Origin of the sequence: Serratia sp. L9, from assembly GCF_050632285.1 — a bacterium.
Lineage (GTDB): Bacteria > Pseudomonadota > Gammaproteobacteria > Enterobacterales > Enterobacteriaceae > Chania.
On the sequence record NZ_CP192591.1, the window covers coordinates 5,458,477 to 5,471,320 of the forward strand.

The 12,844-nt window shown below is 54.2% G+C and carries 11 protein-coding genes; 3 read left to right on the forward strand and 8 right to left on the reverse strand.

Features of this window, described 5'->3' with window-relative positions; genetic code table 11:
- Positions 1-256: 256 nt before the first annotated feature.
- From ACQ86O_RS26040 to ACQ86O_RS26050, 3 genes are all read right to left on the reverse strand, one after another.
- Positions 257-2,035, reverse strand: coding sequence for a SmdB family multidrug efflux ABC transporter permease/ATP-binding protein (locus ACQ86O_RS26040; RefSeq protein ID WP_431223470.1), 1,779 nt, complete (start codon positions 2,033-2,035; stop codon positions 257-259).
- On the reverse strand, positions 2,028-3,803 hold the full coding sequence (locus tag ACQ86O_RS26045; protein WP_431223471.1) for a SmdA family multidrug ABC transporter permease/ATP-binding protein: 1,776 nt from the start codon (positions 3,801-3,803) through the stop codon (positions 2,028-2,030). The genes ACQ86O_RS26040 and ACQ86O_RS26045 overlap by 8 nt, the downstream gene beginning before the upstream one ends.
- Before the next feature lie 81 nt (positions 3,804-3,884).
- Complete coding sequence (locus ACQ86O_RS26050) at positions 3,885-4,346, reverse strand: Lrp/AsnC family transcriptional regulator (protein WP_431223472.1); 462 nt, start codon at positions 4,344-4,346, stop codon at positions 3,885-3,887.
- Between the two features lie 156 nt (positions 4,347-4,502).
- On the opposite strand from ACQ86O_RS26050, the gene ACQ86O_RS26055 reads away from it, so the two are divergent.
- Positions 4,503-5,543 carry a PLP-dependent cysteine synthase family protein gene (locus ACQ86O_RS26055; RefSeq protein WP_431223473.1) on the forward strand — a complete coding sequence of 347 codons (1,041 nt, stop codon included), beginning with the start codon at positions 4,503-4,505 and terminating at the stop codon, positions 5,541-5,543.
- Positions 5,544-5,629: 86 nt separating this feature from the next.
- Here the strand turns inward: ACQ86O_RS26055 and cof are convergent, their stop codons facing one another.
- A complete protein-coding gene (cof, locus tag ACQ86O_RS26060; protein ID WP_431223474.1) occupies positions 5,630-6,448 on the reverse strand; it encodes an HMP-PP phosphatase in 819 nt (272 codons plus the stop codon).
- A gap of 131 nt (positions 6,449-6,579) precedes the next feature.
- On the opposite strand from cof, the gene ACQ86O_RS26065 reads away from it, so the two are divergent.
- Together ACQ86O_RS26065 and queC are read left to right on the forward strand one after the other, a co-directional pair.
- On the forward strand, positions 6,580-8,283 hold the full coding sequence (locus tag ACQ86O_RS26065; RefSeq protein ID WP_431223475.1) for an SgrR family transcriptional regulator: 1,704 nt from the start codon (positions 6,580-6,582) through the stop codon (positions 8,281-8,283).
- 158 nt (positions 8,284-8,441) lie between these two features.
- Positions 8,442-9,140: a 7-cyano-7-deazaguanine synthase QueC gene (gene queC / locus ACQ86O_RS26070; RefSeq protein WP_431223476.1), complete on the forward strand. Its 699-nt coding sequence runs from the start codon at positions 8,442-8,444 to the stop codon at positions 9,138-9,140.
- Positions 9,141-9,314: 174 nt separating this feature from the next.
- Here the strand turns inward: queC and ACQ86O_RS26075 are convergent, their stop codons facing one another.
- From ACQ86O_RS26075 to hupB, 4 genes are all read right to left on the reverse strand, one after another.
- Positions 9,315-9,728: an acyl-CoA thioesterase gene (locus ACQ86O_RS26075; protein ID WP_431223477.1), complete on the reverse strand. Its 414-nt coding sequence runs from the start codon at positions 9,726-9,728 to the stop codon at positions 9,315-9,317.
- Between the two features lie 210 nt (positions 9,729-9,938).
- Positions 9,939-10,319 (reverse strand): ComEA family DNA-binding protein, encoded by a 381-nt coding sequence (locus tag ACQ86O_RS26080; RefSeq protein WP_431223478.1) that lies wholly within the window; start codon positions 10,317-10,319, stop codon positions 9,939-9,941.
- A 185-nt stretch (positions 10,320-10,504) separates the two neighbouring features.
- Positions 10,505-12,385: a peptidylprolyl isomerase gene (ppiD, locus tag ACQ86O_RS26085; protein WP_431223479.1), complete on the reverse strand. Its 1,881-nt coding sequence runs from the start codon at positions 12,383-12,385 to the stop codon at positions 10,505-10,507.
- Positions 12,386-12,553: 168 nt separating this feature from the next.
- Complete coding sequence (gene hupB / locus ACQ86O_RS26090) at positions 12,554-12,826, reverse strand: nucleoid-associated protein HU-beta (RefSeq protein WP_431223480.1); 273 nt, start codon at positions 12,824-12,826, stop codon at positions 12,554-12,556.
- Between the last annotated feature and the right edge of the window lie 18 nt (positions 12,827-12,844).

A 12,844-nucleotide genomic window follows, 5' to 3' on the forward strand; every position in this document is an offset into this window, starting at 1 on the left:
CTTACCCCTGGTACGAGTCTTATAAAGCAAAGGCTATGCCAAAAATTATTTTGTTTTTTTATTCAGCCTGTTACATCGGTATTGGGGGAGTTTTGAACGTGCGGGAGGGCGTCTCATGAATAACAGCTCAGTCATTGCGCACCGCATTGGTGCAAAACGCGTTGAGAAAGTGCAAGAAGGGGGAGTCAGAAAATTTCGCTGCCTGTTTGTGGTGCGGGAAGCGATGGCCCCATTACCGGAACCATCGCCAGGGCAATTATACCGTCTGCGTTTCTTCGCGGGTCGCCGCTTCCAGCTCTTCCCCTACCAGTTGCAGCTGGTACATCTGATAATAACGACCCTGTTGTGCCAGCAGTTGCTGATGATCGCCCTGCTCCACCGCGTGGCCACGGTGCAGCACCAGAATAGAGTCGGCATCGACAATGGTTGAAAGGCGGTGCGCAATCACTACCAGCGTGGTGTGTTCGCGGATCAAGCGTAAGGCCCTCTGGATCGCCTGCTCGGTACCCGAGTCAATATTAGCGGTAGCCTCATCGAGGATCAGGATCTGCGGCGCCTGTACCAGCACGCGTGCCATGGCCAAAAGCTGCTTCTGCCCAACGGAAAGATTGTTCCCCTGCTCGCCCAGGCGGGTTTGAATTCCCTGTGGGAATGAACGTACCAGGTCAGCCAGTTGCACCCTCTCCAGCGCCTGCCAGGCCGCTTCCTCGCTGATATTACGGCCAAGCGTCACGTTAGCCAGCACCGATTCAGCCATCACCACCGGATCTTGCTGCACCATGGCGATCCCTTGGCGCAAGGTGCGGTGTGAAAGGCTGGATAAAAGCCGCCCATCCAGACGAATTTCCCCTTCGCTCTGCGGGTAATACCCCATCAGCAGATTGGCCAGGGTACTTTTACCACTGCCGGTATGCCCAACCAGGGCGACAAAGCCCCGTGACGGCACTTGCAACGATATATGCTGCAACACTTTCTGGTCGCTACGGTAAGCAAAGCTCAGTTCTTTGATGTCGATACGGCCACTGGTCAGCGGACGATCGTCGCTGCCGTAGCTCTGCTGGCTGCGATCCATCAGTTCGAAAATCCGCTCCCCAGCCACCACGGCCTGCTGCAATATCGATTGCTGGGCAGTCAGTTCGATTAGCGGTTCGTTCAGGCGGCCCAGATAGTTGATAAAGGCATACAGCACCCCGACGCCGATGGCCCCTTCACCGCTGAAACCAAACAGCATAAGCAGGCCGCACAGCACCAGCGCGGAGAACAGGCTAAGCAGTGGCCGTAATAGGAACCCATCCAGCCGCAGCGTTTGCATGCGGGCAGTATAGTGGGAGCGACTGGCCGCGCTCATACGCTCACCAAAGCGTATCTGCTGGCGGAACTGCTGGATAACCCCCATCCCGCTGATCACTTCATTAAAGCCATCGTTGATATCGGCCAGATAGCCACGCATTCGCCGCACTATCGGCGTGCTGTAATATTGATAGATCCCCATCACCACCAGCACCGCCGGGAAGATGCAGATCGCAACCAACGCCATACGCCAGTCAAGGCTGAACATCGCCACCAGCATCGCGCCGATCAATGCGGCACTTTTCAGTACCGTGGCAACCACCATCACATACAGATCTTTGATGACTTCCGTATCGTTGGTCACTCTGGAGATCAACTGCCCGACGGGTTGCGTATCAAACGCACTCAGCGGTTGGCGCAGCGCCGCGTCCATCACATCGGTGCGTAATCTTTGCACCACCCCCACCGCTGCCTGATTAAACAGAATAGCCTGGAAATAATGCAATGCCGCGGCAAGCAGCTCCAGCAAGATATAAGCCACCGCCAGACCGCTGACGATCATCAGCGGCAATTGGCCTTTGGCAACATAGTTATCGATAAAGTAGCTGATCAGGATCGGTCCGGCGACTTCTGCCGCTGCCGCCACCCACAGCATCACCACCGCTATCCCCAACGGTTTACGATAAGGCGAACCGTAAGCCAGCAGGCGTTTCAGCGTTGGCCACAACTTTTGCATCTTATTCATCGGCCAGCGTCTCCTCGGCATTTTCAGGATCGCCATCCAGCGCCGCTTCCAATTGCTGATAGCGGTACATATCGCGATACCAACCTGCTTTCGCGGCCAATTGTGTATGCTGCCCGCGTTGTGCCACCGTGCCGTGTTGCATCACCAGAATTTCGCTGGCTTCCGTCAGGGCAGAAAGGCGGTGTGCACTGATGATCACCGTTCGATTTTGTCCCCAACTGCGCAGATTATGCAGGATCTGATGCTCCGTGCGCCCGTCCACCGCAGAGAGAGCATCATCCAGGATCAGGATTTCCGCATCCAGCAGCAACGCACGCGCAATGGAAATACGCTGTTTTTGGCCTCCGGACAACATTACGCCGCGTTCGCCCACTTCGGTTTCATACCCTTGCGGCAGGCGCAGAATATCTTCATGCACGCTGGCCAGGCGCGCAGCCTGCTCGATCTGCTCCTGAGTGGCAGCAGGGTTGCCCAAGGCAATGTTGTTGGCCACACTGTCTGAAAACAGAAACGGTGTCTGGCTCACCACCGACAAACGCGAGCGCCATTCATCAAGTTTTATCTGGGGCAGAGGTAAGCCGTGGTAGCAGATATACCCGTCATCAACATCAAACTGGCGCTGGATCAACGACAGCAGCGTCGATTTGCCCGAGCCGGTTGGCCCACATAACCCCAGCATTTGCCCAGGCTGTAGCCGCAGCGCGACATCATGCAACGCAGCCTTGGTGTTTTCCGGGTAATGGAACGACGTGATATCGGCGCTCAGGTTGCCGCGCCCCTGGGGCAGGTCAAGCTCACCATCCTTCACGGCAGGCGCCTCCTCCAGCAAGCTACGGATACGGCTGTACGCGGCACTGCCACGCTCAACAATGTTGAACATCCAGGCCAGCGCCAGCATTGGCCAAATCATCAGGCCGAGGTACATCACAAAGCTGGTCAGTTGGCCCAGCGTGAGGGAGCCGTTCACCACCATCCAACTGCCCCCGCCGATCGCCAGCAGGTTTGACGCGCCAATGGCGATATAAATAGTCGGATCAAAGCGCGCATCGACACGCGCGACATGCATGTTCCTGGCGCCGGCCTGGGCCGCCACTTCGGCAAACTGGTTGGATTGATGATCTTCCAGGCCAAACGCTTTAATCATGCGGATGCTGGTCATACTCTCCTGCGCCTGGTCGTTCAGGCTGGAGAACGCTGCCTGCGCCGATTTGAAACGCTGGTGCAGTTGATCGCCGTAGTATTTGATAACGAACGCCATAATCGGCATTGGGATCAGGGAAAGCAGGGTCAATTGCCAACTGATCTGGGTGCTCATCACGATCAGTACCGCCAGCCCCATCACCAGGGAGTCCACCAGCGTCAACACACCTTCGCCCGCCGCGAAAACCACGCGATCCACATCGTTGGTTGCGCGAGCCATCAGATCCCCCGTGCGGTGGCGCAGGTAAAATGCCGGATTCTGGCGGCTGAGTTGGCGATAGAAGTTCTCACGCAGCTCAACAGCCAACTGATAGGAAGCACCAAACAACAGGACCCGCCACACATAGCGCAGCAGATAGACCACAATCGCGGTACCGAGCATCAACCCCAACCAGGCCATCAGCAGGTTCGTGGACATCTGTTGCCTGGTGACACCATCAACGATGATACCCACCAATTTAGGCGGCAGCAGTTGCAGTATGGCAATGACGATCAGCAGCACCACTGCCCCCAGGTAGCGGCGCCACTCACGGCGGAAATACCAGCCGATTTGTGCAAATAATCTCACGCAGTTTTATTCCAGATGGCTCTCAAACAGAGGACAAGTTGCAACCCTGCAACTTCAACGATCAAAGGTAAATTGAGCAGTTCACTCCGGCACCGGTAGCGCCGTGGTGTATTTGATTTTTTCCATGGCGAAGCTGGAAGTAACATCTATCAGCCCCGGTACCCCAGTCACCAGACGTTTGTAGAAGTTATCATAGCTTTTCATATCCGCTACTTCGACCTGCATCAGGTAATCGTACTCGCCCGCCATACGGTAAAACGCCAGCACCTCTGGCATCTTTGCGGTGAGTTCCACAAACTTCTGATACCACTCGCTACTGTGCTGCTGGGTCTTGATCAGCACAAAGGCGGTTAACCCAAGCCCCAGCTTTTCATTATCCAGCAGCGCGACTCGCCCACGGATATAGCCTTCATCCTCCAGCCTTTTCAGCCTTTTCCAGCACGGCGTAGAGGTCAGATTCACCGCTTCGGCCAGCACCTGCAGCGATTGGGTGCAGTCCTGTTGCAGCATGCACAGCAGTTTACGGTCTGTTTTATCCAGCATATCGCCAATCCGTAGAAAATATTTCTCCCATTAGGCGATTAAACAGTAAAAATGGCAATCCTTTTTTCTGCGCAAGACGCTATGCTACGCCACATAGATACCGGCAGCCCAGCTTGAAAGGCGACGGCGATAAGCTCCCTATTTTGAGACCAGACTATGACAAACGCTTGGGTAAAATATGCTATCGGTGAAATAGAAGCGGATTTCCAACGTTCCGCCGATACCCACCTGATACGCTTGAACCTGCCGGAATTCCCTGGCATCTACCTTTATCTGAAAGATGAAAGTACTCATCCCACCGGCAGTTTGAAACACCGTCTGGCACGGTCACTGTTCCTTTACGGTTTGTGCAACGGCTGGATCACCGAGAATACGCCGATTATCGAGGCTTCTTCCGGCAGCACAGCGGTTTCGGAAGCCTATTTTGCCCGCCTGCTTGGCCTGCCGTTTATCGCGGTTATGCCTTCGTGCACCGCGCGGCGCAAGGTGGAACAAATCGCCTTTTACGGTGGCCGCTGCCATTTTGTCGACCATGCAGCGCAGATTTATGCGGCATCAGAGGAATTGGCCAGAGAGCTCAACGGCCACTATATGGATCAGTTCACCTTCGCCGAACGGGCAACCGACTGGCGCGGTAATAACAACATCGCCGACAGTATTTTCCGCCAGATGGCACGTGAACCTTACCCGGTCCCCAAACATATCGTGATGAGCGCGGGCACCGGCGGCACCTCGGCAACGCTGGGCCGCTACCTTCGCTATCAAGGGCACGATACGCTTTTAACCGTGGTTGATCCGGAAAATTCGGTGTTCTACGACTGCTTCCATCATGGCGATCGTACCATTATTGGCAGTTGTGGCAGCCGGATTGAAGGCATTGGCCGCCCACGCGCCGAACCGTCGTTTATCCCTTCGGTAATTGACAGCATGCTGCGCGTACCCGATGCCGCCAGCATAGCCACCATCTACTGGCTGGAAAACATGCTGGGCCGTAAGGTAGGCGCCTCTACCGGCACCAACGTATGGGGGGCGCTGCAATTGGCAAAGCAAATGCGCGAAAAGGGTGAACAAGGTGCGATCGTGACGCTGTTATGCGACAGCGGTGAACGCTATCTGGATACTTACTACGACGCCGAATGGGTCAGTCGTAATATTGGGGATCTGGCACCTTATCAGGCTCAGTTGGCAAACCTTTAAGTCACTAACTTATCAAGCTACCAAGCTAATAATGGTTAGATAAAAAAAGCCGGGTAGTCATACCCGGCCGGCTGTAAAAAACTCCATCATACGGGGGTATAAGGGGAGCGTGGTGAACGCAGCCAATGTTGTAAATAGTGAGCCACTGCCTGTTGTTCGCAATGGCCGATAACCTGTAGCTGAGGCAGCAGCGACTTCAGCTGTGGCAGAGCATTCCCCATCACTACACCGTGCCCTACTCCGGCGAGCATTTCCTTATCATTCATGGCGTCGCCAAAGGCCATGCAATCTGCCAACGTCAACCCCAGGTGGCTGCTCAACTTTTCCAGAGCGGCTCCTTTGTTGCAGCCTTTTGGCAATACTTCGAGACAATCGTAGGCCGAGAAACACAGGTCAACGCTGGTGCCGAAATGCTCGCATAACTGGATCTGCAACTCGACCAGGGCTTCATGAGGCGCACAGAAACAGACTTTGCTGTTACCAAATGCCGGCAGACGCCGCACATCGATCAGTTGAAAATGGAAACCGCTAAGGTGATGGGCGCTCAGCATTTCCGGCACGGCACGTTCAGTCAACCACCCCTCGTCACGAAATACGTGCATGCTGGCAGACGTTCGCCAATGGGTATGCAGCACCTCTTCGGCGATTTCGGCGGGTAGATCCGTGGCATGCAGCTGTTGCCCCTGCTTGTCATAGACCCGGGTGCCGTTACCGGTGATTAAGTACCCTTGTAAACCCAGTTGCGCCATGATCGGCTGCGCATCAAGAAAATGCCGCCCGGTGGCAAAAGTCACCACCATTTCCCGCTCGATAAGCTGATTCAGTGCGGTCAACGTTTCTGGCCCAACCCGATGCTCGGGGGTCAGCAAAGTACCATCCATATCGAAAGCGGCCAGGCGATACATGGGAACCTCTTAAATGTGAACATTATTGCAATCGTGCCAGTATGGGGTGGTATTTGCGGAAGTAATAGTGAACAATTTGGATAAATACTTCCTGATTTATCCCCACGGTTTGAAAGACCAAGGATCCCGCTATGCGCCTGGTTCACCGACTCAGCCAATATCAACGCCTGTATCAACAACTGGGCAGCGCGCCGGTGGTAATTACCGTCAGTGAGCTGGCCGCCATGTTTTACTGCAGCGAAAGGCATGCACGCACGCTGATACAGCAACTGCAAGAACAAGGGTGGCTAAGTTGGAACTCTCAGGCCGGGCGCGGTAAACGCGCACAATTGCAATGCCTGAAAACCCCGGATGAACTGCGTGCCGCTCATCTGCAACGCCTGCTGCAACAGGGCGATCATCAGGGCGCCTTGGAGATGGCACAGCTTGCGCCGCAACATTTGCAGGAACTGCTGAGCCCCCACCTGGGCGGCCAATGGCAGGAAGGCAGCCCCACGCTGCGTATTCCTTATTACCGAACTCTGGAAAAACTCGATCCACTGACGTTAAGTGGTCGGGCGGAACAACACCTGGTCGCAACCGTCTATGCCGGGTTAACGCGCTTTAATACAGGTAGCCCCGAGCCACAGCCGGATCTGGCGCATCATTGGCAGATTAGTGAAGATGGCTTACGCTGGCAGTTCTTTCTGCGTAGCCAATTGCGATGGCATAACGGGGAACCGCTGACCGGCCAGCAAATACTGCAAGCCCTGAATACCCTGCGCCAACACCCCCGCAGCCAGCCGTTGTTAAGTAGTGTGGCAACCATAAGCTTGCCACACACATTATGTATTCAGTTTAATCTGCACACCGCAGATTATTGGTTAGCACACCGGTTGGCGGAACTGCCGTGCCTGATAACGCATCCGGAAGTACCGGCGATTGGCGCAGGCCCATTTAAGCTGACGCTTAACGAGCCTCAACTCATACGGCTGGAACAGCATCCTTACTACCATTTGCAGCATCCTTATCTGGCCAGCATCGAATACTGGATCACCCCTGATTTACTGACCAATGAGCCGGAAACCAGCTGCCAGCATCCGGTCAGGATCACCATCGGCCAACAGGAAGAGTTGGCACAGGCGCGGCCAGTACAGCGCAGCATGAGCCTGGGGTGGTGCTATCTGGCCATCAATCAGCGCCGTGGTGTATTAAGCGAGGCCCAAGGGCAGAAGCTGCTGGCGCTGATACAGCGCTCAGGATTGTTGACCACCCTGCCCATACTGCACGGTGTGATAACGCCAAGTCATGAAATGTTGCCTGGCTGGGCGATCCCCGAACACCCGATTGAAGATATCGAGCTGCCGGCCAGGTTGACATTGCTGTACCACCCACCGGTCGAGTTGGAAAGCGTGACGCAGGCTTTACAGCAATTATTGGCCGCGCATGGCTGCCAATTGGAAATCCATTATTTTTCCGGTAAGCGCTGGCAAAGCCCCGAACAGGTCGCTCAGGCCGATCTGTTGTTGGCTGATAACCTGATTGGCGAGGCGCCAGAGGCCACGTTAGAAAGCTGGCTGCGCCGCGATTTGCTGTGGCAAGGAATTTTGAAAGAGGAAGATTGGCAGCATCAACAGCAGACTCTGCGGCATATCCAACAGTGTCCAACGCATCAGCAACGCTACGACCTGCTGAAAAATTACTACCAGCAGTTGATGGGGGCCGCGATCCTGACGCCGCTGTTCAACTATCAATATCAGGTTAGCGCGCCACCGCGCATTCATGGGGTCATGCTCACCGCCTATGGCTGGTTTGATTTTTGCCAGGCCTGGTTGCCACCGCCGCTGGAGAACTAACGCCAACCAGGGTTGGCGGCGGCTCGGTCATCTCTGCTACCATCACCCGGTAACCATGATTCAATCCAATGGCTTTCGCTTTCTGTTTGAAAGACCGCGGGATAACCTGGCCGCCCGAATGTGCATCGGGAATGGCTTCTAACCAAAAGGTAGATTTTATGAAGCGCGCAGTTGTCGTTTTTAGCGGTGGACAAGACTCCACGACCTGCTTGATCCAGGCATTGCAGCAGTACGATGAAGTTCACTGCATCACGTTCGACTATGGCCAGCGTCATCGCGCCGAAATAGAGGTTGCCGCAGCTTTATCCCAAGCGCTAGGTGCCAAGGCACACAAGGTGCTGGATGTTGGGCTACTTAATGAGTTGGCCATCAGCAGCCTGACACGCGATAACATTCCGGTGCCAGACTTTGAGAGTTCGCAGACCGATGCCTTGCCAAGTACTTTCGTACCAGGCCGTAACATTCTGTTCCTGACCCTGGCGGCAATTTATGCTTATCAGGTGGAGGCCGAAGCCGTGATCACCGGCGTTTGCGAGACTGATTTCTCAGGCTATCCGGATTGCCGCGACGAGTTCGTCAAGGCCCTGAATCAGGCTATCGTTTTAGGCATCGCGCGGGATATCCGCTTTGAAACGCCCTTGATGTGGCTCAACAAGGCAGAAACCTGGGCACTGGCAGATTATTACCAGCGGCTGGAACTGATCCGCCACGACACGCTCACCTGTTATAACGGCATCCAGGGTGACGGTTGCGGTGAATGTGCAGCCTGCCATCTGCGGGCGAACGGGTTGCAGCAATACCTTCAGGATAAAACCGGCATTATGGCCAGCCTGAAGCAGAAAACCGGGTTGGCTTGAAGCAGGTATCGGGCACTGGTGACATCGGCTGATAAACCGGGGGGAACCGCTGACTCTCCCTCTCCCCCAGGGAGAGGGAGCAGAGCGCTGTTGTGGTCAGGCGCAGAAGCCCAGTTGTCGCACGATCGATCCCCTCTCCCTTTGGGAGAGGGCTTTAACAGGCAGTTTGCTTATTCAAGCCTGCTGATCCCTTTGTTGCAACGCCATCAGGTGTTCACGCAATTCTCCCTCAATAGGCAGCGCCCTCTGGGTTTTCAGATCGATACAGACAAAGGTCAGTGTTGCATCAGCAACCGGCGTACCTTCTGGCTCCAGCGTTACCTGTTGGCTCAGGACGCCGCTTTTGCCATTCAGTTGCTGCATCTGGCTATCGATGCGCAGTTTGTCACCCAAAACCGCCGGTTTGCGGTAATTGATATTGATGTTCACCACGATAAACGCGATGTTGTTTTGCGTCATCCAATGAAACGCATCCAGGTTCTCGAGCCACTCCCAGCGAGCCTCTTCAAGGAATTCCAGATAGCGCGCATTGTTAACGTGCTGATAAAAATCAAGATGATAACCACGAACTTTTATATATGTTTGCATAGTGAAATAAGCGCTCCTGCCTCTGTAATAATAATTAAGGCCCTAACCCGTTCGAATATGCCCTTTGCCCCTGCCAGCCTCGGCATCTGTGCTGCATGCTTCGCCGCCAGAGAGCGCATAGGTGTTTGCGATGCATGACTGGTATGACCTGTAAAATGTAGCAGAGGAGAGCGGCTGCGAGGGCATTTTGCCACGCAGCCGCGAGCGGGATCACATTTTCAGCCGACCACGATTCCTTTCTAATAATGACGCCCCGATTCCCGGTACCTCTTGCAGTTGCTCAATCTCGGTAAAGGGCCCGTTTTGTTCCCTGTATCGCACAATGGCTTCCGCCTTTTTCAAACCGACACCGTTCAGCGCGCTGGCGAACTCTTCGGCATTTGCCTGATTAATACTGACCTGTGACTCACCTTCAACCTGCGCTTCGGCATTGGCTACCTTGAGCGGAGCCGGAGCAACCTGTTGTTGCCCTTGGGCGGGCTTTTCAGCGGCGATAGCCGGTACTCCCGTCAGGCTGAACAGTGCCGCTACCAGCAGCAGTTTCAGGGATTGAGGGCAACGGATGATGGATTGATTTACGCTTGGTTGCATGCTGTTTTCTCCTTGTGTTTGACAGCAAGGCTACCTTGCAGCAGCGGCAGATAATCAGCAAACAGCAGAAATCAGATATGGAAAAGGCCGCGAAAGCGGCCTTGGGGATTACATTGTGTTGCAAGCAAATGCGGTGCTTATTCCCGATGGCTTTCAAGCTTGCGGCTTAAAAGCCATCGGATAAATCAAGGTTGCTGCTGCTCAGCGGCACCCATTTTGATGGTGGCTTGCTTACGCAGGTTAGCCAGCAGGGAATCGAAGGTCACGCTGGTCATCCCTTGCTCCATTTTGCCAACGAAAGTTTTCATTTCGTCTGCAGGCAACGTGCCGGGTCTTACCGCATCCAGGGCAATCAGCACCACGTTATCCTGCGCATCCTGGGACATTCCGTACACCGCTTTACCATCCTGAGGATGAGGCAGTGAGAATACGGCGTCTACCAGTTGAGTGTCATCTGGAGCCCGTACCATCTTCTGCACGCTACCGAAGCTCAGGCCAGCGGCTTTCATCGCCTCATCGCCTTTACCCTGCTTCAGCTCAACCAGCAGTTTTTCACCCTGCAGTTTTGCTTCCTGCAGTGCCTTGTTATGTTTAACCATCTCAACAATGCGATCTTTGACCTTGTCGAAAGGCTCAACACCTTCCGGCTGGTGGCCAACAACACGAACCACAAACGCACGGTCGCCGTCTACGGTGATCACGTCGGAGTTGCTGCCTGGCGCGCCGTTCTCGCCAATCAGGGAACCGTCAAAGATAGATTGCACAACAGGTTTGAAATTCAGGGCAGCAGGAACATTGTCACGGGTAAACCATTCGGTTTGCGTCGCTTTGACACCGGCCGCTTCTTCGGCAGACGCCAGAGATTCGTTGTCACTGGTCGCCGCTTCGCTCACTTTCTGTTGCAGCGCATAGTAGGCATCAACCGCTTTTTCCTGCTTTACCTGTTTGGCGATTGCATCATGCACTTCGCTCAATGGCTTCACCAGCGCTGGTTTGATGTCATCCAGGCGGATAATCAGGTAGCCAACGGAAGATTTCACTACGCCTGAAAGCTGGCCTTTCTCGGTCAGGTTCGCCTGCTTCAGTTCATCTGCGGTAGTATCTGGCTCCATCCAATCCATCTCACCACCGTTACGGCTTGAGATGATGTCGGTAGATTTTTCTTTGGCCAGAGTGGCAAAGTCGGCACCGTTTTTCAGCTCTTCCAATACCGCTTTGGCTTCCGCTTCGGTTTTCAGCTGGATAATGCTGAATTTCTTGCGTTCCGGCTGGCCATAGCTGCTCTGATGCTGATCGTAATAAGCGGTGATATCCGCTTCGCTCACGGCCACTTTATCCTGCAGTGCCGCAGCATCCAATGGGATAAAGCTCACCTTCACCTGCTCTGGCGCGATGAAGCTGTTTTTATTCTGTTCGTAGTAGGCTTTCAGTTCATCGTCGGTGACAACCTGCTTGGCCAGCATCGCTTTCAGATCGATGGTCGCCAGGCGAACGTCACGTTCCTGCAGCACCAGCCCAACCATCGCCTGAGCTTGGTTTGGCAAGACAAAACCGCCACCGCTGAACCCTTGGATTAACTGCTGATTGATCAGTTGCTGGCGCATGTACTGCGCGTAATTATCGGCGCTGTAGCCTGAGCGGTTAATCAGATCGAGATACTTGGCATTATCGAACTGGCCGTCGGTCTGGAAGTAGGCTTCCTTACGGATGGCATCTTTCACCTGCTCGTCACTGACGCTCAGGCCTAACTTTTTGGCATACTGGTCAAGCAGCGACTTATCAATCAGCTGCGACAGCACTTCGTGGCGCATCCGCTGCATGTAACCTTCGTTGCCGGCCAACACAGAGAACTGATCGCCCAATTGCTGCTGCATCCGGCTACGTTCACTCTGGAAGGCCTGTTCCAACTGGGCGCGTTCAATCACCTGGCCATTGACTTTCGCTGCATAATCGCTGGCACTCCCCTGATAGCTGACCACCCCAGTCAAAACAAATGACAAAATGATCAAGCCCAGGATGATTTTTAGCACGACGTGGTTAGAAGCCGCGCGTAAATTGTCCATCATAGTGTGACAACACTCCGCTGTGATGTGGATTAACAACCCTTGTGCAGGCGCGTTCCCTGCGACAAAAATAAAAAAAGCGCATCATTCTGATGCGCCTTATATCTTACCTTACCAATACCGCTGCGTCAGGTGATTGTTTCAGTGACGCTGGGTGGTTAGACGCTGTAATCAGTTTACTGCGTCTTTCAGTGCTTTCCCTGCACGGAAAGCCGGAACTTTGGCTGCCGCAATTTTGATCTCTTTACCTGTTTGCGGGTTACGGCCAGTACGAGCTGAACGCTCACGTACGGTGAAAGAACCGAAACCAACCAAAGCTACGTCATCCCCTTCTTTCAAGGATTCGGTAACGGATGCAATGATGGCATCTAAAGCACGCCCGGCTGCCGCTTTGGAAATATCAGCACCTTCGGCAATTTTGTCGATCAGTTGTGACTTGTTCACTCTATCATCCCCTCTAGA

Coding starts and splice junctions, on each gene's coding strand:
- ACQ86O_RS26040 (WP_431223470.1), bottom strand. CDS start 2,035: ATGAATAAGATGCAAAAGTTGTGGCCAACGCTGAAACGCCTGCTGGCT.
- ACQ86O_RS26050 (WP_431223472.1), bottom strand. CDS start 4,346: ATGCTGGATAAAACAGACCGTAAACTGCTGTGCATGCTGCAACAGGAC.
- ACQ86O_RS26055 (WP_431223473.1), top strand. CDS start 4,503: ATGACAAACGCTTGGGTAAAATATGCTATCGGTGAAATAGAAGCGGAT.
- cof (WP_431223474.1), bottom strand. CDS start 6,448: ATGTATCGCCTGGCCGCTTTCGATATGGATGGTACTTTGCTGACCCCC.
- ACQ86O_RS26065 (WP_431223475.1), top strand. CDS start 6,580: ATGCGCCTGGTTCACCGACTCAGCCAATATCAACGCCTGTATCAACAA.
- queC (WP_431223476.1), top strand. CDS start 8,442: ATGAAGCGCGCAGTTGTCGTTTTTAGCGGTGGACAAGACTCCACGACC.
- ACQ86O_RS26075 (WP_431223477.1), bottom strand. CDS start 9,728: ATGCAAACATATATAAAAGTTCGTGGTTATCATCTTGATTTTTATCAG.
- ACQ86O_RS26080 (WP_431223478.1), bottom strand. CDS start 10,319: ATGCAACCAAGCGTAAATCAATCCATCATCCGTTGCCCTCAATCCCTG.
- ppiD (WP_431223479.1), bottom strand. CDS start 12,385: ATGATGGACAATTTACGCGCGGCTTCTAACCACGTCGTGCTAAAAATC.